Here is a 22,619-nt window from a genome sequence, read left to right on the forward strand (position 1 = left end):
GCCCGCGCCCGCCGCCCTGCTCACCGCGACCGCCTGCGGCAGCCAGCGAGGCCAGGACGACAAGGGCACCGCCTCGCCGACAGGACCGCCGCACCCGCCTCCGTCAGTGAACCGAACAGCCGCAGGCGGGAGATGCCGCCGTCCGGGAAGATGTCCACGCGCGCGTGCGTGCCCACCGCCGGGGCCGGCAGCACGAAACGGTGGTTGGTGTCGGGCTGGAGACGGGTGCGCGGGAGGATCTCCCGCCAGTCGCAGTCCTCGCCGTCGCGGACCGACACCGAGGCCCAGCCCGCGCTGTTCCCCTTCAGGTACGCCGTGTCGATCTCGATCGCGCGGATCTGCGACTGGGCCACGAGGCGGTAGCGGATCCAGTCGTTGCCCCGGTCACGGCGGCGTCGGGTCTCCCAGCCGTCGTCCATCTTGCGGGAGCGGCCCGGCTGGATGGTGTTCGACGCCGGCGAGTAGAAGAGGTTGGACGCGTCCTCCGCCTGGCCGCCGTTCTCCAGGGCGACCACGTCGAAGGTGCCGAGGACCTCCAGCCACGCCGGGTCGGGGACGACCTCGCCGTACACGCGCAGGCGGGCGATGCCGCCGTCGGGGTGCTGGTTGACCCGCAGGTGGGTGAAGCGCTGTTCCAGCGACACCTCGAAGCCGTTCGCAGCGTGGCCGCCGACCGGCGTCCGCGGGACGAGCGTCGTCCATTTCACGTCGTCGCCCAGCAGTTCCTCCGGTGCCGGGGAACCCGCGACGCTCGTACCCTCGACCGACACCGCCTGCGGGTAGTTGCCGCGGAAGTGCGCCGTGTCGACCACGATCCCCCGGATGACCCCGGGCGCGCCGAGGCGCACCAGCGCCCAGTCGTGGTACTCGGCCGTCGGCCAGGGGTGCTCGGCCGAGGCGCCCCGGCGGCGCCGCGTCTCCCAGCCGTCCATGATCTTGCCCTTGTGCCCGAAGTGTTCGGGGTCGAACTCGGCCCGCTCGGGCATCAGCAGGTTCTCGCGCTGGGCGAAGAACTCGTCGTTGGCGGCGATGACTCCGGCGCCGAGCGTCCGTGCGGCGAGGTTGGCGTACTGGGTGAAGGGGAAGTCGGCGGTGCGGTAGTCCGCGTACGGGTCACCGCCGCCGTACGGGTTCGCGTCGCCGGTGAAGCTGGGAATCGCCGTCACGTACATGTGCCTTTCTGGAGTTGCCGGTGCGGGTGGATCAGGGCGTACGGGTGAGCAGTCGGCCCCTGGGGGCCGTGAACTCGCCGTCCGTCACGATGCGTTCGCCGCGCAGCCAGGTCGACTTCACCACCCCGTACAGGGTCTTGCCCGCGTAGGCCGTCACGCGGTTGCGGTGCTGGAGGGCCGCCGGGTCCACGGTGAAGGTCTGGTCGGGTGCGAGGACCGCGAAGTCGGCGTCGCGGCCGGCCTCGATGGCGCCCTTCCGGTCCAGGCCCACCAGTTGGGACGTCCGCGCCGACATCCAGCGGACGACGTCGTCCAGGGAGTGGCCGCGTTTGCGGGCCTCCGTCCAGACCGCGGCCAGGCTCAGCTGGAGGCCCGAGATGCCGCCCCACGCGGTGGCGAAGTCGTCCGTCTTGAGGTCGGCCGTGGACGGTGAGTGGTCGGTGACCACGCAGTCGATGGTGCCGTCGGCCAGCGCCTGCCACAGCAGGTCCTGGTTGGCGGACTCCCGGATGGGCGGGCAGCACTTGAACTCGCTCGCGCCGTCCGGGACTTCCTCCGCGGTGAGGGTGAGGTAGTGCGGGCAGGTCTCCACGGTGATCCGGACACCGTCCGCCTTGGCCTGGGCGATCAGCGGGAGCGCGTCGCTCGACGAGAGGTGCAGCACGTGCACGCGCGCGTCCAGCCGCTTCGCCTGGGCGATGAGTTGGGCGATCGCCGTGTCCTCGGCGTCACGCGGACGGGATGCCAGGAAGTCCGCGTACCTGGGTCCGGCCTGCTGCGGGGCGGCTTCCAGATGGTGCGGGTCCTCGGCGTGCACGATCAGCAGGCCGCCGAAGGAGGCGATCTCGGCCAGGGACCGGGCGAGCCCGTCCTGGTCGAGATGCGGGAACTCGTCCACTCCCGACGGCGACAGGAACGCCTTGAAGCCGAAAACACCCGACTCGTGCAGCGGACGCAGGTCCTTGACGTTGTCGGGCAGGGCGCCGCCCCAGAATCCGACGTCGATGTGGGCCTTGTCGGCGGCGACCTCCTGCTTCGTACGGAGGTTGCCGACCGTCGTGGTGGGCGGGAGGGAGTTGAGCGGCATGTCTACGAGGGTGGTGATGCCGCCGGCCGCCGCGGCGCGCGTGGCGGTCCAGAATCCCTCCCACTCGGTGCGCCCGGGGTCGTTGACGTGCACATGGGTGTCGACCAGGCCGGGCAGCAGGACGTCGTCGCCGAGGTCCTCCAGCCGGGCGTTCCCGGCCACGGGGGCCTCGTACGGCAGTACCGCCGCGATTCGGCCGCCGGCGACCGCGACAGACGCGGGCCGCGTCCCCTCGGGTGTGATGACGCGCGTCGAGCGCAGCACCAGTTCAGTGTCGGACACCCGGACCCCTCTCTGCCGCCGTTAACTTCCGCGTAACGGAATTCAACTTTCTGTTGAAGGAGTCTTCACTCCCGGTCGAGCGTCGTCAAGGGCACACTTCCTCAAGGGGCGCCTCGCGTCGACACTCTAGACGTTTCCACAAAGCGGAATTAAGATTCCAGCAAGCAGAACGTAGCCATGCACCAGCGGGGAGTCAACCGACTGCCGGGTAGGCTTCTGCCCTCCTGCCCAGACCCGACAGGCAGCCCCGAAAGGAACGCGCCGTGCCGACGTCCAGCGCCAGCACCACCGACTCCGCCAAGTCCGCCGGTGGCGGGGTCCAGTCCCTCGAGCGCGCCTTCGATCTGCTGGAGCGGATGGCGGACGCGGGCGGAGAAGTCGGACTGAGCGAACTGTCCGCGAGCAGCGGACTGCCGCTGCCCACCATCCATCGCCTGATGCGGACACTCGTGACCTGCGGATACGTCCGTCAGCAGCCCAACCGGCGCTACGCCCTCGGTCCGCGTCTGATCCGCCTCGGCGAGTCGGCCTCCCGGCTGCTCGGCACCTGGGCCCGCCCCTACCTCGCCCGTCTGGTCGAGGAGACCGGCGAGACGGCCAACATGGCCCTGCTCGACGGGGACGAGATCGTCTACGTCGCGCAGGTGCCGTCGAAGCACTCGATGCGGATGTTCACCGAGGTCGGCCGGCGTGTCCTGCCGCACTCCACGGGCGTCGGCAAGGCCCTGCTCGCCAACACCCCGGACGACGAGGTGCGCGCCCTGCTCGCCCGGACCGGCATGCCGGCCGCGACGGAGAAGACGATCACCACGCCGGACGGCTTCCTGGCCGCCCTGAAGGACGTGCGCGGCCAGGGCTACGCGGTCGACGACAACGAGCAGGAGATCGGCGTCCGCTGCCTGGCGGTGTCGGTGCCCAACTCCCCCACGGCGGCGGCGATTTCGATCTCCGGCCCGGCGGGGCGGGTCACCGAGGCGGCCACCGAGAAGATCGTGCCGGTGCTGCAGCAGGTGGCGGCGGAACTCTCGGAGGCACTGGCCAGCCAGAGCCCGGTGTGACGGCCTTGGAGCGCTGGCCGGGGCGGTACACCGACCGGCACGGCACCGAGGACGTCGTCTTCGAGTCGGACGGCCGGGAGCTGATCCGTACGACGATCAGAGGTGTCCGCTTCGAGAGCGACTCCATGGAGGACCTCGGCGCGGTGGGCGGCGAGCCGCCCGAGCAGATGTTCTCGTTCTTCGACGGGGCGCTGTGCTCCTGCCTCCTGGAGTGGGAGGTGCCGATCCCCGTCGAGGTCCGGGGAAGCGGTGTCCGGCCGGGGGTGCTGCGCTGTGCGCTGCGGCTCGGGGACCCGGCGGGCCCGGGCCGCGGCCTGGACGCGGAGACCCTGACCACCACGCTGCTCCTCGACGGGTACGAGTTCCGCAACGCCGAGGGGCAGGACGACTTCGAGAGCGCGCTGCACGACATCCAGCGCAAACTGCCGCGGGCGGCCCGGATGAAGGCCTGCATCGCCTGCGCGTGGTCCGACTACAGCCCCTACGGCAACGGGCTGATGGCCGGGCTGGCCTGCTTCCGGGACATCAAGGACCGCTACCGCCTGGTCAAGGGCAAGCGGAGTCCGGGAAGCATCGTCGACGTCTGGGACGAGCGCACCGAGTTCGTCCAGGAGACCTGGCTGTGCGAGGAGTTCGAGCACCGGATCGGCGACCGGGGGTACCGGGGACCGTTCCCCTACCGCGGGCCGCACGCGACCTAGCGCCGCGGCTCCCCGAACAGCTCCACCGCCCTGCGCACGTCGGTCAGCCCCCGCGACAGCGCGCTCACCGAGCCGATCGCCCCGGCGATCAGCAGTAACGACCGTCGCAGACGCGGGACTTCGGGCGTGCCGTCGATCGTCATGGCGGCGAGTGCGGCGAGTTCGTCCTCGGCGATGCCGCGGTCGGGGAACTCGGCCGGGTGCGCGGCGAGTTCGCGGCGCAGCCGGGACACGGCGGTCCGCAGCTCCACCACTCTCTGATCGTTGTCGCTGCCGGTCACTGGCCTCTGCCCCAAGATCCGCAACACAGCTCTCCCCCCTCGCACTCCCACGTGCGCCCCACCGTCGTGAAGCCCCTGCGGCGGCGGTCAGGCCCCGAGGGACGCGGGTCAGTAAACGCCACGCAAGGCGAAGCGCGCCACCGTACGGACCGAAATTCAGCCCTTGGAAACCCGGCGCACGCCGGCGCGTCAGGTATGCAGGACGCATGACGGAGAACGAACAGCAGGTCGCCGGAGTGCTGCTGGCGGCGGGCGGTGGGCGGCGGCTCGGCGGGCGACCCAAGGCATTGCTCGAACACCGGGGCCGCCCACTGGTCGAACACGCGGTCGGTGTCCTGCGCGCGGCCGGCTGCACCCGGGTGCACGTGGTCGTGGGGGCGGCCGCGGCGGCCGTACGGCAGGGGGCCGAGCTCAGTGACTGTGTGCTCGTGGAGAACCCGGAGTGGGCCGACGGCATGGGGTCGTCACTGCGGGCCGGGCTCGACTCGCTCGCCGGGACGGAAGCGCGGGCCGCGCTGGTCTCGCTCGTCGACCAGCCCGGCATCGGGGCGGAGGCCGTACGCCGGGTGCTCGCCGCCTACGAGGACGAGACCTCGCTCGTCTCGGCCGCCTACGACGGCGTACGCGGCCATCCCGTCCTCCTCGGTGCCGCGCACTGGGCCGGGATCGCGGCGACTGCTACCGGCGACCGGGGGGCACGCGCCTATCTGAAGGAGCACCAGCACGCCCTCACGCTCGTCGAGTGCCGGGACGTGGCCGAGCCTTACGACATCGACACGCCGGCGGATCTGGCACACCTTGAGTGAACGCGGTGGCACGCAGAGCCACCATTGCTCGACCCGGAGAATCTCGACATCAACAAACGATTGAACTTCCACGATGAGGAAACTAGTATCCACTGTTCAGAAGCGCCCTGCCCCTGCGAGGGGCGCCGCTCGCGTACCCGGTTCGACTGGCACCCGGTGCCACCGCTGAAGGAAGTGACAGCTCATGTCCGCACCAGCGCCGTCCCCGCTGGCCATCGTCGACGCCGAGCCCCTGCCGCGGCAGGGGGAGGTCCTCACCGAGGCGGCCCTCGCCTTCGTGGCCGAGCTGCACCGCCGGTTCACGCCCCGGCGTGACGAGCTCCTCGCCCGCCGCGCCGAACGCCGCGCCGAGATCGCCCGCACCTCCACGCTCGACTTCCTCCCGGAGACGGCCGCGATCCGCGCGGACGACTCCTGGAAGGTGGCCCCCTCCCCCGCGGCCCTGGACGACCGCCGGGTCGAGATCACCGGCCCCACCGACCGCAAGATGACCATCAACGCCCTGAACTCCGGGGCGAAGGTGTGGCTCGCGGACTTCGAGGACGCTTCGGCCCCGACGTGGGAGAACGTCATCCTCGGGCAGGTCAACCTGGTCGACGCGTACACCCGGAACATCGACTTCACGGACGAGAGGTCCGGCAAGTCGTACGCGCTCAAGGCCGACGCGGAGCTCGCCACCGTCGTCATGCGCCCGCGCGGCTGGCACCTGAACGAGCGGCACCTGGTCGACGCGGACGGCTCCCAGGTCCCGGGCGCGCTCGTCGACTTCGGTCTGTACTTCTTCCACAACGCCCAGCGGCTGCTGGACCTCGGCAAGGGGCCGTACTTCTACCTCCCGAAGACCGAGTCGCACCTCGAAGCACGGCTGTGGAACGACGTGTTCGTCTTCGCCCAGGAGTACACCGGCATCCCGCACGGCACCATCCGCGCGACCGTCCTGATCGAGACGATCACGGCCGCGTACGAGATGGAGGAGATCCTCTACGAACTCCGCGACCACGCCTCCGGGTTGAACGCGGGCCGCTGGGACTACCTGTTCTCCATCGTCAAGAACTTCCGTGACGGCGGCGCCAAGTTCGTGCTCCCGGACCGCAACGCGGTGACGATGACCGCCCCGTTCATGCGCGCGTACACCGAACTCCTCGTCCGCACCTGCCACAAGCGGGGCGCGCACGCGATCGGCGGCATGGCGGCGTTCATCCCGTCGCGCCGGGACGCCGAGGTCAACAAGGTGGCCTTCGAGAAGGTCCGCGCCGACAAGGACCGCGAGGCCGGCGACGGTTTCGACGGCTCCTGGGTGGCCCACCCCGACCTGGTCCCGATCGCCATGGAGTCCTTCGACAAGGTCCTCGGCGACAAGCCCAACCAGAAGGACCGGCTGCGCGAGGACGTCCACGTGGAGGGGGCCGACCTGATCGCGATCGACTCGCTGGAGGCCAAGCCGACGTACAACGGCCTGGTCAACGCCGTGCAGGTCGGCATCCGTTACATCGAGGCCTGGCTGCGCGGACTCGGCGCGGTGGCCATCTTCAACCTCATGGAGGACGCGGCCACCGCCGAGATCTCCCGCTCGCAGATCTGGCAGTGGATCAACGCGGGCGTCGAGTTCGAGCACGCGGGAAACACGGTGAAGGCCACCCCGGAACTGGCCCGCGAGGTCGCCGCCGAGGAGCTCGCGAACATCCGCCGGGAGATCGGCGAGGAGGCCTTCGCGGCCGGACACTGGCAGCAGGCCCACGACCTGCTGCTCCAGGTCTCCCTCGACGCCGACTACGCGGACTTCCTGACCCTGCCGGCGTACGAGCAGCTGCGCGGCTGATCTTCAAGAGGCTCACTTGTCCGAGTGGCCCAGGGACTTCCCCGGGGCCACTCGGTCGCGTACGGCCTGCTTGACCGCCGTGGGCTCGGGGAAGCCCTGCTCCCGCCGGTCCCAGACCACCTCGCCGCCGACGCGCACGACGAAGATCCCGCCCTTGCCTGGCTTGAGCACCAGTTCCGTCAACTCGGTCTCGAAGGTCGTGAGCAGTTCCTGCGCCAGCCAGGCCGCGCGCGGCAGCCAGCGGCACTGGGTGCAGTACTCGATCTCGACCCGCCGGGAGTCCGAGGAAAGCTCCGTCATCCGAGGTGCACCGACCAATCCTGTTCCGCGGCCGGTTTGCCGTGCAGGTCGGGGACCCGCTTCAGCCACTGGGGCCGGCCTTCCTGTGTCCTCGCCGCCCGTTGTGCCTCCTCGGCGGCGAGTTCCTCCCGGGAGGGGAAGTCGGTGGGCAGCCATGACCCGGACGCCCGCACACGCGCGTGGAGGTACGTCACATAGGCCTCGCGTGCCTCTGCCGGGGTCGTGAAGTCGGTGAGCCAGGCGTCGGGTACGGCCGCGGTGACCTCGCGCAGGAGGTCGAGGGTGACCCTGGGCGCCAGCTCCGCGTCGGCGGCGCGGACGTCGGGGCCGTAGTGGCCGAGGGCGTGATGGCGGAAGTCGTAGGACTTCGCGGGGTCCGTGCCCTCCCAGCGGTGGTGGAAGACGAGGGCGGCACCGTGGTCGATCAGCCACAGCCGCGGGGGCGCGATGCCGAGCGTCGGCCAGACCATCAGGTTCGAGCTGTGGACCGTACGGTCGACGTTGACGGTCAGCGCGTCGAGCCAGACGATCCGGCCGGCCTCCAGCGGGTCCACGGGGAAGGTCCTGGCGATCTCGGGGGTGAAGTCACGCGCGCCCGGCAGGTAGTCCATGCCGAGGTTCGCTCCCGCGCTCGCCGCGTGGAGGTCCCGCACCTCCTGGTGCGGCTCGCTGTCGGCGATCGCCGGGTCGAAGTGCACCAGGACCAGCTCGGGGAAGCGCAGCCCCAATGCCCGAGCCAGCTCACCGACGATCACCTCGGCGACCAGCGCCTTGCGACCCTGGGCGGAGCCGGTGAACTTCACGACGTAGGTGCCCAGGTCGTCGGCCTCGACGACGCCGGGGACGGAGCCGCCGGTGCGCAGGGGCTCGATGTAGCGGGTCGCGGTAACCTCTCTCAGCATCTTCCAAGGCTCCGCATCTTGTTTTCCTTAGATGTCATAGCGAGCTCCAACCAGGTGCGATCCAGGAAAACCTCCTCGATCAGCCCTGGGGAGAATCTGGGGAGTTTCGGCTGGCATGCTCATCACCCTGCCTCCCCAGCAGTCCGTCGATGGCGGTGCGGCCCTTGCTTCCCGCCTCCGGCATGAAGTGAGCATAGTAACCAAGCGTGACAGCCGGGGAGGAGTGCCCAAGCCATCGCGCCAGCGTCACCACGGACTCTCCCGCTTCCAGCATGATCGAGGCATAGGTGTGCCGCAGCACATGGAAGCCGTCCTTCGGCGCGGCCTCCCACTGCCAGTCCTTCGCGCCCTTGGCGCGCGGCGGATGATGCCGGCCTTGGCCAGTGCCGGCTTCCAGGTGTAGGTGTTCCACGTGTTGACCGCCCCGGCGTTGCCGAATCGCGTAGTGAGCAGGAGGGAGAACTTCTTCCGCTGCTTGTCCGCGTCCGGCTTTCCCCACGGAAGCTCCACCTCCACCGGCGGGAACGCTTCGACGTGACACTTCAGCTCGTCAGCCACCGAGAGAGGCATGTCGACGATGCGTGTCTTGGCACCCTTCGGCAAGGCGAAGTACAGCCTCCCCTTGATCGCCTGAACTTGGCGACGAACATGGAGGACACCTCGGCCGTAGTCGATGTCCGCCGGACTCAGTCCGAAGACTTCACCCTGCCGAAGTCCGCACCCCAGTCCGAATACGACGGATATCCGGTGCTGAGGGCTGATCACGTCCCGGACGTGGAGTGCCCTCTCCAGCAACCACGCTTCGCGTCGCTCCTTCGGCGCCTTCGGCCACCGGACCGACTTCGCGTGCATGGGGTTTGTGAGGAGCCGTTTGTCATCGACGGCCGCCTCCAGAACGCTGGAGAGCTCGGACAGGATGCCGCGCCGGTAGTCGACCGAGGAGACTGTCGTCTCCAACGTGGCGATGTACGTGCGGAGTTCCGCCGCCGTGATGTTCCTGAGCGGGAGCTCGCCCAGATGCGGGACGATGAGAAGGCGCGCTCTCCGCTCCTGGTGGCCCTGGCTTCGGAACATCTCCCCTACCCGGCGCCCAGTGCAACGCAATGTAGTCGGCCAGCGTGATGGACCCATCGCGCGGATCCACGAACTCGCCGCGCTCCTCGTCGGTGGCTGCCCGACGGAGCCACGCCTTGGCGTCCTCCAGGACGTCGAAAACGAGCGTCACGGCCGACAACCCGACCCGCCCACTTTTGGGCAGCCCGGACTGCCACGACCAGTTGCCCGCGAGCTTCGTCCTGCTCACGCCGGAGGCCACCTCGCACATCATGTCCCGCGCTGCTTCACCGGTCGCCGTTGGAGTCACGCCCTCCAGTCCACACCGCCTCGTGAGAGGGAAGCGGCTCATCCCCCGGAAAGCACCCGATAACCGCCCAGGCGTACGTGGCAGTTCTTGTCCACCATCCCGCCCCAGACATCGTCCGTCGAGTGAACGCCGCTGCCAGTAGGTGAACCGCTCCATCGGATCGCCATCCATGCCCCATGGCCAGGGAGTGACGATCTCGTCGATCTTGAGGAACACCGGTGCCGCTTGGTCTGCACGGTTGGCCTTGACGAGCGCATAGGCAAAGAGGTTGAGGTCGGCGAGGGCGGCCGCTGTCCCCAGGAAGTCCGGCGACAGCAGGTCGCGTAGGGCACGGTCCAGGACGCGCGCCGCCTGGGGCTGGGTCCGGTACCGGGCTGCTTCCAGACCCGACAGCGCTCCGCCGGCGGCAACACGTCTGTGGTAGTCCCTCACGCTGGTGAGCAGAGGCATGGCTGCCACCGGGGCTCCTGGTGGCATCACCGCCCGCACGCTGTCGACGAAGTCGAGGAGTTCCGTGAGGGAGCCCTGTTCCTCCGGGGACAGATAGCCCAGTACTTGAAGGCATGCTTCCCGGTTCCAGGCGTCGCGCTTACGGATCTCCTCCCAGATGGGGAGTACGGCCTCACGCGGTCGCCCGTGAAGGCGGAGCAGTCCGAGTCTGATCACCCAGGGGATCGGGTCGTACGGCGACAGGTGGGCCGCACGGCGACACACGTCCAGGGTTTTTTCGGGGTCGATGGCGGCGCCGCCGGTCGACCAGTCCTCGCCCGGTTCTCTCCAAAGTCCGTCGGCGGACTTTGCGGACCTGGACCTGGCACCGCTTTGCCGGTGGCCTCAGCGCTGGGTGAGCATGCCTTCACGCAGGCGCCCCAGGGTCCGTGACAGGAGTCGGGAGACATGCATCTGGGACACGCCCAGGTGTTCGCCGATCTGGGCCTGGGTGAGTTCTTCCACGAACCGCATGTGGATGATCTGCCGGTCGCGCTCGCCGAGTTCGGCGAGCAGCGGTGCGAGGGTGTGGAAGTCCTCCACCAGTTCCAGCGCCTGGTCCTCGGCGCCGATGAAGTCCTGCAGAGCGCTCTCGCCGTCTTCGCTGCCGCCGATCGCGGCGTCCAGGGAGGAGGAGTTGTAGCCGTTGGCGGCAAGCCGGGCTTCCCGCACCTCTTCCTCGGGCAGGCTCATCAGCTCCGACAGTTCCTTGACCGTGGGGGTGCGGCCGAGCCGGCTGCGCAGTTCCTCGGTGGCGCGGGCGAGCTGGACGCGGGCTTCCTGCAGCCGGCGCGGCACGTGTACGGCCCAGGTGGTATCGCGGAAGAACCGCTTGATCTCGCCCACGATGTAGGGGATCGCGAAGGAGGTGAACTCCACTTCGCGCGTCAGCTCGAACCGGTCGATGGCCTTGATCAGGCCGATCATGCCGACCTGGACAATGTCCTCCATTTCTTCCGCGCCGCGGCTGCGGAAGCGGCCGGCCGCGTAGCGGACGAGGGACATGTTCATCTCGATCAGCGTGTTGCGGGCGTAGCTGTACTCGGGCGTGCCCTCTTCCAGGACCGCCAGCTGGTCGAAGAACAGCCGGGAGAGCTCACGGGCGTCCTTGGGCGCAACCCGGGAGGGATCGGTGACCTCCGGCAGCTCGCTCGTTCGTGCGTCCACTGCCGCCGGAATACTCATGAGCGCCATGCTGTGCCCCTCCCAAAGTTCGAGCCGACCGGTACCTCCTGCAGCCGACGACGCAGCTGCTACCCCGTCTTCCCGCACGTATACCTGTGCCGTGTCGAGCGGGTCCGTGGTCAGCTGGGGAGGTAGCAGCGAATGGTGGTGCCGTCAGGGCCGGTGTGGACACGGACGAGGTCGGCGAGTTGGTGGACCAGCAGAAGTCCACGGCCGCCGGGCTGCGTGGGATTCGGCGGGCGGCGGCCGGCCAGCGGATCGGTCAGCTGTCCGCCGTCGTGGACCTCGCAGACGATCCGGTCGCTCTCGGTCCAGATCCGCAGTGTCCCCGAGCCGGCGCCGTGGACGACGCTGTTGGTGGTCAGCTCCGCCACCGCGAGTTCCAGGTCTCCCAGGCTCACGCCGGACACGCCCAGGGACCGCGCCCGGGACACCGCGAAGTCGCGGGCCTCGGGCAACGTCGGTGCGGCGAAGGTACAGGCCGCAGCGTCGAGTGGAGCGAGCAGGGGCTGGTTGTAGCGAGCAGTGATCTCTTCGGGGCTGTAGGCGGTGGATTGCCTCTCACCGTCGGCGTCGATGACGACCGGGTGGGTCGCCAGGGCGTCACAGAGTGCCTGCTGGCTTAGTTGCCCAGCGTCGTAGGGACAGAGGATGGTCACCGCGCGCCCGGTGAAAGCGGCATTGATCAGCGCCTCGTGCTGGACGCACGCCGGGTACTCGTCAGCGGAACGGCCCTGCCAGATCGGCTCCCCGATGATGCGGACCCGGCAAGCGCCGGGTTGGGCGTCGGCGAACTTGCGCAGCACGTTGGCGATGATGCGGCCTGGGTTGCGGCCGGCCTCGGTCATGTCGATGAAACGGACCAGTGCGGCTCGATCACCGAGCCCCTCGCGGATCAGCTTCAAACGATCCGGCGGAACTGCGACGGCAGCGGGCTCACCGGCGTCCAGCCCTTCCCGCAGGAAGGGAACCGTTGCCGCGACGTACTGGTCGGTCCCCTCGTAGAAGAGCGCCGGGTGCACGAATGGCTCGTACGAGGTGACTGTGGTCATCACGCAGCCACCTCGATCACAGCAAGCCCGGGCCAGAAGAGTTCGAGGATGCGCGGCAGCTGCGCCGGAGGTCGGTGAAGTACGATCCGCTGTCCCTCGGGGAGACGCTGGGCGGTGACCGCCAGGTCCGTCACGCCGGCCACATCCACGAATCGCACCTGGGACAGATCCACGTGATGCACATCCGTGCCGCGTTCGACCAGTTGCTGCAGCGCCTGCTGCCAGACCGTCCGTGTGTTCATGCTGATCTCCCCGATCACCCCCAGCCCCGAACTGTCGGGCAACGGATCGATCTGCAGTACCGCCTCACGTGGCGGCGCGGCAGAGGGACCGCCCGCGCCAGGTGCGATATCCACGCCGTCCCCAGTCCCCCCGGGCTCGGCCGTACGGCAGCTCATATCGATCGCCCTGCACAATACCCGGTCAGGCACCGCGGAGGCCCAGCCCGACCAAGCGAGAGAATCGGGCGGGCCTGACCTGCACGGGTCCCGATGAGGCGAGCTGGTGGAGCTCATGCGACCGAGTAGGTGTCCTCCCGTGATGGCGCCCATGCCGACTCACGCTCAGCGGGAGGGCGAGCTCAGGGAGCGAGGCTGAGTTCGGCCCAGACCGTTTTGCCGGGGGTGGCGCGGTGTGACGCCCCAGCGGTGCGCGAGCCGTTCGAGGAGTTGCATGCCGAAGCCGCCGGGCTCGGTGTCCTTGGTGACACGCATGCGCGGCCAGCGCTCGCTGTCATCACTGACCGCGATGCGCAGCAGTCGGCCGTTCCAGGTGAGCCGGATCAGGGGTGGGCCGACGCCGTGACGGATGGCGTTGGTGATCAGTTCCGAGACGAGCAGTTCGGCGGTCTGGATCACCCGGTGTTGGTGCAGCGGGCCGCCGAACCCTTCCACGCAGTCGCGGACCCAGCGCCGGGCAGCCGCGATGCTCGCCGTGACAGCGGAGAAACGCGACTCGCAGGATGGGATGGTCGGTTCGCCGTTCACGAATTTCGCGGAGCCGTCGTGCACATCGCTCGATCAGGGATGACCGCACACGAAGCCTGCTGTCTCCTCGAAGACCGCCATACCCGCGGCCGCCGGCGCCAACAGGCTGTCGTCGGCGGCGAACAGTGTCAGGACGACGAGGAGTCCGGAGCGGCGGACGCCTGCCGACGGGTCGCCGGGTGCGCCTGCCGCTTCTGAGTACCGGGGCGGAGATCGGCGCAGGTCGACTCCGGAAGTGCAGCGCGACACGCTCAGCGAGTCCCGGTGATGTGCTGGAACGCGGTGGCCAGCTTGGCGAGGTCGACGCCTTCGAGGTGGTCGAAGAGATGACGGCGGACGCTGGCGACGTGCACCGGCACCGCCTGCTCCAGGCGGGCACTTCCCGCGTCGGTGAGGACGGCGTTGAAGGAGCGAGCGTCCTCGGTGGACTGTTCGCGCGAGACCAGACCGTCGGCCTCCAGACGGCGCACGGTGCGCCCGAGCGCCGAGGCCGACTGCTGGACGAGCTCGGCCAGATCGCTCAGACGCATGGTCCGGTCGGGGGCCTCGGACAGGAACATCAGGGTGATGTACTCCGTATGACTCAGGTTTTGTGCCCGCCTCAGGTCCTCGTCAAAGGCGCGCATCAGTGCGGCCATGGCCGGCCGGAGCGCCCGTATCACGGCCTTCTCCTCGGCGGTGAGCGGGGCGTTCTCGTCGCTGTCGGTCATGCCTCTACCTTAGCTTGGTTTACTTACGTGTGCACGCAACGTTTCGTTCGCCCTCATGCGTCGAAGCTGACCGTGATCCAGGGTGCTGCCGGAGGTTCTGGCAACGCCGGTGGCTCGATGCATAGCCAGGACCAGTACGGCGTCGGGCAGTCTGCGGCGCAGGGCGGCGAGTACCCAGGTGGCGGTGTCGGCGTCGAGACCGGTGGTGGGTTCGTCGACGAGCAGCACGTCAGGGCGGGTGGCGAGGGCACGCGCGAGATGCAGGCGGCGTTGTTCGCCGCCGGACAGGCCACGTCCGCCTACGCCGACCTTCGTTCCCTGGGTGAGTCCGCTGCGGTCGAGTCCCATGGCGGCGAGGAGTTCCTCGATCTCGTCGTCCGAGGCCCGGGGGTCGGCGAGCCGGATGTTGGTGGCCACGGTGCGGTGAACACATGGTCATCCGCCGACACGCTGGTCACCGTGGGCTGCCCGCAGGTACTGGAGGTCTGGTGCAGGGCCGCCGCAACGGCCTCCAGGAGGGTGGTCTTGCCGCTTCCGGAGGCACCCGTGACCAACAGGGTTTGGCCGGCCGGGACCGTGACCTCGATCCGACGGCCTTGCCTCGCCGGAGCGGCCGGGACCCGGCCCCCGGTCACCGTCAGGCCGCGGTGGCCGTAAGTGCCCTGGATGGACAGGGCGTTGAGGTGGGAGCCGATCGCGGCGGAGTCGGTCGACGAGAGCCGCTCCGCGGCTGTGCGGGCCAGCGCGCGTGCCTCCGCCGCCGCGACGAGGCGTTCGGCGTTGGCCGCCACGCCCGTGACGAGCAGGGCGAGGAAGACGAGGGTGGTGACATCGGCGCCGTGTGCCTCGGCGAGCAGGACGGTGAGGAGCAGCGTGATCGCGCTGACCGCGCGGGTGGCGCCGAGGGCGCGGGCGGTGGCGGCCGTACGCCGGACCTGCTGGTTGTCATAGGCGGCGGCGAGTTCGGTGCGCAGGGTGGCGCGCGTGGTGCCGGGATCGGTTCGGCCGCGGGCGGTGACCGTGGCGAGGATGGCGCAGAAGGCCGCGGCGACGACCACTGCGACGGCCGGGTAGCCGACGATCGCGACGGCCAGGCAGCCGCCCGCGGTGAGGCAGGCCGTCACGGTCATGGGTGTGGTCGCCTGGATGAGGGCCATGCCCTCGGTGTCCGCGTCGGCCATGACCCGGTCGAGGGCCTGCCCGGACCACTGGCGGTGGGCGCTGGAGTCCTCGGCCGCGCGGTCGTAGAAGGCGAGCCTGGCGGCGCCGGTCCGGTGCAGTGCGGCGGAGTGCAGCACGACGCGGCTCGTGTAGTGGGTGGCGATTCCGCTCAGGGCCCGGCCGCCTACCCCGCCGCTGGGGGCGAGGTAGGAGAAGGTGCTGTAGGCGGTGGCGCCGGCCACGGCCGAGCCGGCTATGAACCATCCCGACAGTCCGACGAGTCCGATCGAGCAGCTCTCCGCAAGCACGGCGATCAGCAGCCCCCAGAGGGGGACCAGTCGCAGGCGGCGGGTGTCATTCATACGGGGGTCGCCTCCCGTACGGCGTGGAGGGTGCCGTCGGCCAGGCTGAACACGGCGTCGGCGCGGCGGGCCAAGGCGGCTGAGTGCGTGGCGACGACGACGGTCCGGCCCTGTGTGGCGGTGCGCAGCACGTCGATGATTCGGGCCTCGGCGGCGGGGTCCAGGTGGGCGGTCGGTTCGTCGAGGATCCACAAGCCGGTGTCGCGCAGGAATGCCCGGGCGACGGCTATTCGGCGGGCTTCGCCGATGGACAGGCCCGCGCCGCCCTCCCCCAGCCTGGTGTCCAGGCCGTGCGGGAGCCGTGCGACGACATCGGTCAGGCCGGCCGCCGCGACGGCGTGCTCGATGTCGGCCGGGGTGGCGGACGGCCGGGCGACGACATCGGTCAGGCCGGCCGCCGCGACGGCGTGCTCGATGTCGGCCGGGGTGGCGGACGGCCGGGCGATGCGGAGGTTGTCCGCGATGGATCCCGGCAGGAGGACAGTCTGCTGGCCGATCCACACGCAGGCACCGAGATGCGGCCGGGACGCCCCGGCGGGCGACTGCCATCGCACGGTTCCCGAACTCGGCTCCCGGGCACCGGCGATCAGCGACAGGAGAGTGGTCTTCCCGGCGCCGGACGGTCCGGTGACGGCCGTCCACCGTCCGCTGGGGATCGTCAGGTCCACCTGTGCCAGGACCGGCGGGTCCGTGTGCGGGAAACGGAGGGTGACGCCGTCCAGGCGGATGTCGCAGGGCCCCGTCGTGGCCCGCGGGTTGGGCTGCCGGAGCGGGTGTGGTTCGGCGAGCAGGGGCATCAGCGCGGGTGCCGCCGCGGCTGCGCGTTCCCGGCTGTGGTGGGTCGCCGCGAGCGCACGCATCGGCTGGAAGTACATCGGGCAGAGCAGCAGTGCCAACAGCCCGCCGAACAGGCTCACATGGGGTGCTGCCGCGATGTGGACGTAGCCCAGCAGGGACAGTCCGATGTAGGTGGCGTTGACCGCGACGGAGAAGGTGATCACGACGTCGGTCACCGCGCCGGAGACGAAGGCGCGTCGCACGATCGCCATCGTCGTGTCGTTCAAGTCGGAGTCCGCGTCGGCGAGTTCGGCCCTTCGGCGGGTCAGCGCGCCGACGCCGCGGAGGGTGCGCATGCCGCGGAAGCTGTCCAGGACGACGGCTCCGAGATACGTGGCCGCCGCCTGCCGTTCCATGGCGCCCGCCTCGGCGAGCAGTCCGGCGAGGCGCATGTTCAAGGGCCGCCGAGTACATCCGGCCGAGCAGCTCCAGGGCGGGCTCGAAGCAGGACCGGCGGTCTGCTTCCGGGTCGGGTTCGATGGTGGTCATGGTTGCTCTTCACTGGGTACGGCCTGGTGTCAGGCGTCGGTCACGGGAGTGCTGACGGCGCCCGGGGTGAAGCGGGGCAGCGCGGCGGCGCCGAGGGCGAGGAAGGCGACGATGCCGATGTGGACGTACTCCACGGTGGCGAAGGCGTGCGGGACGCCGTGGGGGGCGAGGCTGATGTAGAGGGTGCCGAGGGTGGCGACCCCGAGGGCGAGGCCGCTCTGCTGGAGAGTGATGAGCGCTCCGCTGCCGATGCCGCCGAGGTGGGTGGGCACGTCGGCGAGGACGCTGCGGAACAACCCCGCGAACAGCATCGACTGGCCGGCTCCGGCCAGGGCCAGGGGCGCGGCCATGGCCCACACGCCGACGTGCGGCCAGCCGGTCACGAGCACCGCCACCAGCCAGGCCAGACCGGCCAGTTGTACGACGGCTCCCGCGGCCAGCGCGGCCCGGCCGAAGCGGCTGATCAGGCGCGGAGCCAGCACGGATCCCGCGAAGAACAGCAGGGCCATGGGGAGGATCGCGAGACCGCCGTGGAGGGCGTCTTCGTGCAGCCCGTTCTGGACGGTCAGGGCGAAGACGAACATGAACGCGCCGAATCCGATGCTGAAGGCCAGCACCATCAGCAGGCCCCGGGACATCGACGGCAGCCGCAGCAGTGACGGCGGCAGCAGCGGCACCTCCCCGCGCCGCTCGGCCCGCCGCTCCACCAGGTAGGTCACGGCGCCGAGGACCACTGCCAGGCCGAGCAGCGCCCACGACCACCAGGGCCGGCCCAGCGCATGCCCCTCGGTCAGCGGCACGAGCAGGGCAACGAGGGTGGCGGCGAACAGGACGGTGCCGGGCAGGTCGACGCCGACCGGGTGAGGGGACTTGGTCGCGGGCACGATCCGGGCCGCGACCACCAGGACGACCAGTCCGATGGGCACGTTGACCAGGAAGATCGGCCGCCAGCCGGTGCCGGCGACGTCCGCGCTGACCAGCAGCCCGCCCACCAGCTGGCCGACCACCGCGGCGATGCCCGAGGTCGCCCCGTACAGGGCCAGGGCGCGCGCCTTGCGCTCGCCGTCCAGGGTGTGGTGGAAGGTCGCGAGCACCTGCGGCACCAGCACTGCGGCGGTGGCTCCCTGGACGATCCGGGCCGCGATCAGCAGGTCGACGTCCGGCGCGAGGCCGCAGGCCAGCGAGGCCAGGACGAAGCCGACGAGGGCACCGATGAAGAGCCGGTGGCGGCCGTAACGGTCGCCGAGCCTGCCACCGAGGACCAGCAGCGCCGCGTAGGCGACGCCGTATCCGGCTATCACCAGCTGCAACGAGGACGTCGACGCGTGCAGGGAGGTGTCGATGCTGGGCAGGGCGACGTTGGTGATGAAGAAGTCCATGATCGGCAGGAATGCGCCCGCCAGCAGGACCAGCACGCCGAACGGGGGCAGCTCGTCGGCGCGGTCCCGGGTGTGATGCCGGGCGGCGCGTACGCGTGTGGTGGTCATGATCAGCCTTCCCAGGACGAAAAGTTACTTGCGCAGGTAACTATAAAACTTGCGCGCGTAACTAAACAAGAGATTATTTACTTGCGTACGTAACTTTTTACTTGCGTGCGCCAGCAATCAACCTGTAGAGCTGTAGACATGACTCACAGCGACGCATGCGGACCGCTCGTCGTGGCGGTGCGAGGTGCCGGGCGAGAGCGTGGCGAACCGAGAGCGGGGCTGCTCCTCGTACTGGCCCTGCTGACCGCCGTCGGCCCGCTGGCCATCGACATGTACGTGCCGGGCTTCCCCGCGATGAGCGCCTCGCTGCACACGGGTGGCTCGGCCGTCCAGCTCACCCTGACGGCCTTCCTGGCCGGCGTGGTCGTGGGCCAGCTCGTCATCGGCCCGCTCAGCGACGGTGTCGGCCGGCGCCGACCGCTGATCGCGGGCTGCGTGGGATTCGCCCTCACGGCCCTGGCCTGCGCGCTCGCACCCGGCATCGCGGCGCTCCTGGTCGCCCGTTTCGTGCAGGGGGTGGCCGGCGCCGCGGGGATGGTGCTCGCACGGGCGGTGATCCTGGACCGCTTCCGCGGGCATGACGTGGCCCGGTACATCGCGCTGCTCGGCCAGATCATGTCCGTGGCCCCCGTCGTCGCACCGATCATCGGCAGCGGGATCACGTCGGCCTGGTCGTGGCGGGCCGTCTTCCTGACCCTGGGCGTGATCGGCGTGCTGCTCGCCGCCGGGGTGATCGTCAAGGTCCGGGAGACGCTGCCGCCGGAGCGTCGGCACCCCGGCGGGCTGGGCGGTACGTGCCGCGCGATGGGCCGCCTCGCGCGCCACCGGGCCTTTCTGGGCAACACGCTGGTGCTCGGCTTCTCCTCGGCGGCGCTCTTCGCCTACATCGGCGGCTCCAGCTTCGTCTTCGAACGTGTCCACCACCTGTCCGCCGGCATGTACGCGCTGGTCTTCGCCGTCAACTCTGCCGGTCAGCTCGCCGCCGGTGCCGTCTTCTCCCGGCTGGCCCGTCGCATACAGATGAACACCCTGCTGACGGTCTCCGTGGCGGTTGCGACGGCGGGAGCGCTCGCCCAGGTCGTGATCACGGCCGTCGCGGGCGAGAACCTCGCCGCTTCCTGGGTCACCCAGTTCGTCATCATGTCCGCGTTCGGTGCGGTTGTCCCGGCCGCCCTCACCCTCGGCCAGAACCTGGGCCGCACCTCGCCGGGAGCGGCATCCGCCCTCCTGGGCGGCCTCCAGTTCGCCCTCGGCGCGCTCGCCTCCTCGCTGGTCGGAATCTTCGGGGAGGCCGGCTCGCTCCCGATGGCCTCGATCATGCTCGGCGCGCTCATCCTCGGCGCGGTCGCGCTCGTCGTCCTGGTCCGCCCCTGGCAGTTCCAGGGCGAGGTCACGGCCGCCCGCTGACCGCTCACAGCTTCCGGCGCACCTCACGATCCACTCCGCGCCGGATTTCCCCCACACGCACACACGAAAGAATCGAGATCCCGATGAAGGACAACTCCGAGGCCACCCGCGGGACCACGCGGCGCGGGCTCCTGCGCGGCGCCGCCGTCGGCACCACCGCGCTCGCCGCGACCGCCCTGCTGCCGGCCGTCGACGCGTGGGCGGACCCGCGCGAACTCGGCGGCTCCGCGAACGACGAGCACGGGGGCTTCCAGTACGTGAAGGGAGTCGACGTGCTCCCCGACACCTCCCACGCCACCCCGGCCCTCGCCGCCCACATCCGCGGCTACTTCCAGGCCAAGAGCGACAAGAACCTCGACTGGCAGATGTCCTACTTCTCCCGCACCCGGTTCACCTACATCGACGCGATCCTCGGCTGGCACTGGTACGCGTGGAAGGACATGCGCACCGCGCTGGCCGGCTGGTACCGCACCTGGCCGACGAACAGCAGGTCCTACCCGACCCGGCTCCTGGGCGACACCACCAGCGCCATCCTCGTCTTCACCGACACCCCCGGCATGTTCGGCCCCGGTCAGGTCCGCAACTTCGGCGCGGTCAACTTCGGCCGCGACGGCAGGATCGAACGCTGGGTCGACTACTGGGACGCCCGCCAGTTCGGCGTCACCGGCTGGCAGAAGGAGCAGGAACCCCCGGCCCAGTGGCCCACGGACTTCCGCCAGTCGACCGTCGGCGAGACCGCCTCACCCCTGATGCGGCACGTCGCCACCAGCCTCGCGAACGCCCTGCGGGCCGGCGACATATCCGCCGCCATGCGCCTGTTCTCCACGGACGCCGTCTACGAGGACGTACCGGCGCACCTCCAGATCACCAGCCGCGCCAGCATCCAGACCTTCCTGACGAAGGCAGCCTCGGCACTGCCGTACATCGGCGCCGACACCGGCCTGCACCATGTCCTGGGCAACGACACCGGCGGCGGCTACGAGTGGACCGCCGCCGACGGTCCGGTCCCGCGCGGCATCACCGCCCTCGAACTCGACCCCTGGGGCAAAATCGAACGCCTCACCACCGTCTGGAACGGCGCCTACGCCGACACCGCCATGCTCACCGACCTCGCCGCCAAGGCCATCGAACAGTGACACCGACTGCCCGGCCATGAGCGCCTGGGAGGCCGATCGAAACAGCGCCGGTTCGGTCGGCCTCCGACAGCGAGACGCCTCAGCCGTAACGGGCTGCGGTGTCCGAGGCTCGGATCAGGTCGGTTGCCCGGTCCCCCTCCCCCGGGTGCAGCGGGCAACCTGAGCGCCATGGCCCCCAGCCCCCAGCCGCATGCGTCCGGAGAACGACCTCTCCGGCGTCTATGCCGAGAACCTGGTCTCTTCCGGACAACTGACCAGAACAGGACGGGCTCGGTGCCTCGCCCAGCCTGAACTGCAGGCACTCAACGTGTCCCTGGCAGCGGTGATTCCGCTTGTCACCGCCGCCCGGGATGTCGACACCCCTGGGGAGAATCCGGGGAGTATCCCGAGATCATGAGGTAAGCCCCCGCTGCGGATGCTGGAAGCCACCAGAGCCATCACCCCGCTCGGTGTGGACGACGCTCTCCCATCGACAGGCTGATCATTCCGGCCAGAGGAAGCGTTACGGGCATACGTGCGTGTGCCGGTCGAGAGCGGAGGGCAGGCGAGGGTCATGCGGCCTTCCCCACGACAGGACCTCTCGCTGACCAACTCCGCGCCCACGGACGGAAACGAGCAGCAGCTCGATACCGCTGACGAGCTGCGGCAAGAACGTGAGTAACTCAAGCGGGCCATGAAAACCCGACCGGTCATCGACATGGCCCGCGGCGGGCTGGCGGCCGGCTACGGCTGCCCGCCGCGAGAAGCCTGGGAGATCCTGGTGACCGTCTCCCAGCACACCAACACCAAACTCCACACGGTCGCCGAAGCCATCACCCAGGCCGCCACCGGCACCCCCATACCCGAGCATCTTCAAGAACACCTCGCAGCGGCCATCAAGGCATGGCAGGCCGGGCGTGAAAACGGTACATCCGGGTAGCGGGACGGTGCCTGACAGGGAAGGGCCGTGACACCAGGGGAGAAACCGCCCTTTCCTGCTGCCCGTTGGACCGCAGGCTCACACCCCGTCTGACCGGGGCGGCCGCGCCGTCCTACCGGAGCGGGTGTCCGGTGATGGCGCCGCCGGAGTCATCCAGGAGCGCAATGCGGGCGGTGATGCGTTTGCCCACCGAGGCGCGCTGCGCGTTAAAGCTCTGGGTGACTGCCATCACGATCTCCAGGCCGTGCTGGCCTACCCGGCCTACGTCGGCGGCCCGGGCCATCGGCAGTACCGGATCGCTGTCCCACACCACCACCTCGACCGCATCGCCGACGATCCGCAAATCCAGCAGGACCGGTCCCGGCGCGTACTTGAGGGCGTTGGTGACCAGTTCGCTGACCACCAGCCGGGTCACATCCACGGCGCGCTGCGAGATCGGCAAGCCGTGCTCGGCCTGGACAAGGGTGAGGAAGTCCGCAGCGAGGTGGCGGGCGTGGGCGATGCTCGCGCCGTCGCCTTCCAGGGCCACCGTGGTCTGTATGGCCTGCTCGCCCGGCGAAGGAATGTCCTCACCCACTCGAATCGGTTCCATCGCGGCCCGTCTCTGCCTCGTCCACTCCCCACGCGT

General features: G+C 69.9%; 25 protein-coding genes. 7 read left to right on the forward strand and 18 right to left on the reverse strand.

Annotation, left to right across the window (positions count from 1 at the left end):
• Nucleotides 1–20: 20 nt before the first annotated feature.
• Entirely contained in the window at nt 21–1,172 is a 1,152-nt protein-coding gene (alc, locus tag ABZT93_RS23165; RefSeq protein WP_356107389.1) for an allantoicase, read from the reverse strand.
• 31 nt (nt 1,173–1,203) lie between these two features.
• Nucleotides 1,204–2,541 (reverse strand): allantoinase AllB, encoded by a 1,338-nt coding sequence (gene allB / locus ABZT93_RS23170; RefSeq protein ID WP_356107391.1) that lies wholly within the window; start codon nt 2,539–2,541, stop codon nt 1,204–1,206.
• A gap of 263 nt (nt 2,542–2,804) precedes the next feature.
• Here allB and ABZT93_RS23175 point away from each other — a divergent pair, with 263 nt between their 5' ends.
• A complete protein-coding gene (locus ABZT93_RS23175) occupies nt 2,805–3,599 on the forward strand; it encodes an IclR family transcriptional regulator (protein WP_356107394.1) in 795 nt (264 codons plus the stop codon).
• The gene (locus ABZT93_RS23180; RefSeq protein WP_356107396.1) at nt 3,596–4,300 is read left to right on the forward strand and encodes a DUF6304 family protein; all 705 of its coding nucleotides are present in this window, start codon (nt 3,596–3,598) and stop codon (nt 4,298–4,300) included. The genes ABZT93_RS23175 and ABZT93_RS23180 overlap by 4 nt, the downstream gene beginning before the upstream one ends.
• Here the strand turns inward: ABZT93_RS23180 and ABZT93_RS23185 are convergent.
• Nucleotides 4,297–4,581, reverse strand: coding sequence for a DUF5955 family protein (locus ABZT93_RS23185; protein WP_356107399.1), 285 nt, complete (start codon nt 4,579–4,581; stop codon nt 4,297–4,299). The two genes, ABZT93_RS23180 and ABZT93_RS23185, sit on opposite strands and share 4 nt — an antisense overlap.
• A 206-nt stretch (nt 4,582–4,787) precedes the next feature.
• On the opposite strand from ABZT93_RS23185, the gene ABZT93_RS23190 reads away from it, so the two are divergent.
• Entirely contained in the window at nt 4,788–5,387 is a 600-nt protein-coding gene (locus tag ABZT93_RS23190; protein ID WP_356107403.1) for a nucleotidyltransferase family protein, read from the forward strand.
• 184 nt (nt 5,388–5,571) lie between these two features.
• Nucleotides 5,572–7,206, forward strand: coding sequence for a malate synthase A (aceB, locus tag ABZT93_RS23195; protein ID WP_356107405.1), 1,635 nt, complete (start codon nt 5,572–5,574; stop codon nt 7,204–7,206).
• A gap of 12 nt (nt 7,207–7,218) precedes the next feature.
• Here the strand turns inward: aceB and ABZT93_RS23200 are convergent, their stop codons facing one another.
• From ABZT93_RS23200 to ABZT93_RS23265, 14 genes are all read right to left on the reverse strand, one after another.
• Nucleotides 7,219–7,506: a SelT/SelW/SelH family protein gene (locus ABZT93_RS23200; RefSeq protein WP_356107408.1), complete on the reverse strand. Its 288-nt coding sequence runs from the start codon at nt 7,504–7,506 to the stop codon at nt 7,219–7,221.
• Complete coding sequence (locus ABZT93_RS23205; protein WP_356107411.1) at nt 7,503–8,408, reverse strand: HipA family kinase; 906 nt, start codon at nt 8,406–8,408, stop codon at nt 7,503–7,505. Before ABZT93_RS23205 ends, ABZT93_RS23200 begins: the two co-directional genes overlap by 4 nt.
• A gap of 79 nt (nt 8,409–8,487) precedes the next feature.
• Nucleotides 8,488–8,682, reverse strand: a complete 195-nt coding sequence (locus ABZT93_RS23210) for an integrase (protein ID WP_356107413.1) — start codon at nt 8,680–8,682, stop codon at nt 8,488–8,490.
• Nucleotides 8,655–9,482, reverse strand: coding sequence for a hypothetical protein (locus ABZT93_RS23215; RefSeq protein WP_356107416.1), 828 nt, complete (start codon nt 9,480–9,482; stop codon nt 8,655–8,657). The genes ABZT93_RS23210 and ABZT93_RS23215 overlap by 28 nt, the downstream gene beginning before the upstream one ends.
• A 1,123-nt stretch (nt 9,483–10,605) precedes the next feature.
• Nucleotides 10,606–11,454 carry an RNA polymerase sigma factor SigF gene (locus ABZT93_RS23220; protein WP_356107418.1) on the reverse strand — a complete coding sequence of 283 codons (849 nt, stop codon included), beginning with the start codon at nt 11,452–11,454 and terminating at the stop codon, nt 10,606–10,608.
• 110 nt (nt 11,455–11,564) lie between these two features.
• The gene (locus ABZT93_RS23225; protein ID WP_356107421.1) at nt 11,565–12,497 is read right to left on the reverse strand and encodes an anti-sigma factor RsbA family regulatory protein; all 933 of its coding nucleotides are present in this window, start codon (nt 12,495–12,497) and stop codon (nt 11,565–11,567) included.
• Nucleotides 12,497–12,853 carry an STAS domain-containing protein gene (locus ABZT93_RS23230; protein WP_356107424.1) on the reverse strand — a complete coding sequence of 119 codons (357 nt, stop codon included), beginning with the start codon at nt 12,851–12,853 and terminating at the stop codon, nt 12,497–12,499. Before ABZT93_RS23230 ends, ABZT93_RS23225 begins: the two co-directional genes overlap by 1 nt.
• Before the next feature lie 207 nt (nt 12,854–13,060).
• Complete coding sequence (locus tag ABZT93_RS23235; protein WP_356107426.1) at nt 13,061–13,507, reverse strand: ATP-binding protein; 447 nt, start codon at nt 13,505–13,507, stop codon at nt 13,061–13,063.
• A gap of 9 nt (nt 13,508–13,516) precedes the next feature.
• A complete protein-coding gene (locus ABZT93_RS23240) occupies nt 13,517–13,732 on the reverse strand; it encodes a hypothetical protein (protein ID WP_356107428.1) in 216 nt (71 codons plus the stop codon).
• A 2-nt stretch (nt 13,733–13,734) separates the two neighbouring features.
• Nucleotides 13,735–14,193 (reverse strand): MarR family transcriptional regulator, encoded by a 459-nt coding sequence (locus ABZT93_RS23245; protein WP_356107431.1) that lies wholly within the window; start codon nt 14,191–14,193, stop codon nt 13,735–13,737.
• A 9-nt stretch (nt 14,194–14,202) separates the two neighbouring features.
• A complete protein-coding gene (locus ABZT93_RS23250; protein ID WP_356107435.1) occupies nt 14,203–14,610 on the reverse strand; it encodes an ATP-binding cassette domain-containing protein in 408 nt (135 codons plus the stop codon).
• Nucleotides 14,493–15,716: an ATP-binding cassette domain-containing protein gene (locus ABZT93_RS23255; protein ID WP_356107438.1), complete on the reverse strand. Its 1,224-nt coding sequence runs from the start codon at nt 15,714–15,716 to the stop codon at nt 14,493–14,495. Before ABZT93_RS23255 ends, ABZT93_RS23250 begins: the two co-directional genes overlap by 118 nt.
• On the reverse strand, nt 15,713–16,945 hold the full coding sequence (locus ABZT93_RS23260) for an ATP-binding cassette domain-containing protein (RefSeq protein WP_356107796.1): 1,233 nt from the start codon (nt 16,943–16,945) through the stop codon (nt 15,713–15,715). Before ABZT93_RS23260 ends, ABZT93_RS23255 begins: the two co-directional genes overlap by 4 nt.
• A 126-nt stretch (nt 16,946–17,071) precedes the next feature.
• Nucleotides 17,072–18,529 (reverse strand): MFS transporter, encoded by a 1,458-nt coding sequence (locus tag ABZT93_RS23265; RefSeq protein ID WP_356107441.1) that lies wholly within the window; start codon nt 18,527–18,529, stop codon nt 17,072–17,074.
• A gap of 138 nt (nt 18,530–18,667) precedes the next feature.
• On the opposite strand from ABZT93_RS23265, the gene ABZT93_RS23270 reads away from it, so the two are divergent.
• The 3 genes from ABZT93_RS23270 to ABZT93_RS23280 all read left to right on the forward strand — a co-directional run bounded on the left by ABZT93_RS23270 (nt 18,668) and on the right by ABZT93_RS23280 (nt 21,991).
• Complete coding sequence (locus ABZT93_RS23270) at nt 18,668–19,936, forward strand: multidrug effflux MFS transporter (RefSeq protein WP_356107443.1); 1,269 nt, start codon at nt 18,668–18,670, stop codon at nt 19,934–19,936.
• A gap of 83 nt (nt 19,937–20,019) precedes the next feature.
• The gene (locus tag ABZT93_RS23275) at nt 20,020–21,072 is read left to right on the forward strand and encodes a nuclear transport factor 2 family protein (RefSeq protein WP_356107447.1); all 1,053 of its coding nucleotides are present in this window, start codon (nt 20,020–20,022) and stop codon (nt 21,070–21,072) included.
• Between the two features lie 673 nt (nt 21,073–21,745).
• Entirely contained in the window at nt 21,746–21,991 is a 246-nt protein-coding gene (locus tag ABZT93_RS23280; RefSeq protein ID WP_356107450.1) for an ANTAR domain-containing protein, read from the forward strand.
• Nucleotides 21,992–22,103: 112 nt separating this feature from the next.
• On the opposite strand, the gene ABZT93_RS23285 is transcribed toward ABZT93_RS23280, so the two are convergent.
• Nucleotides 22,104–22,583 carry an ATP-binding protein gene (locus tag ABZT93_RS23285; RefSeq protein ID WP_356107453.1) on the reverse strand — a complete coding sequence of 160 codons (480 nt, stop codon included), beginning with the start codon at nt 22,581–22,583 and terminating at the stop codon, nt 22,104–22,106.
• Nucleotides 22,584–22,619: the final 36 nt, after the last annotated feature.

This window comes from Streptomyces sp. NPDC005303 (genome assembly GCF_040607335.1).
In the GTDB taxonomy this organism is placed as follows: Bacteria; Actinomycetota; Actinomycetes; order Streptomycetales; family Streptomycetaceae; genus Streptomyces.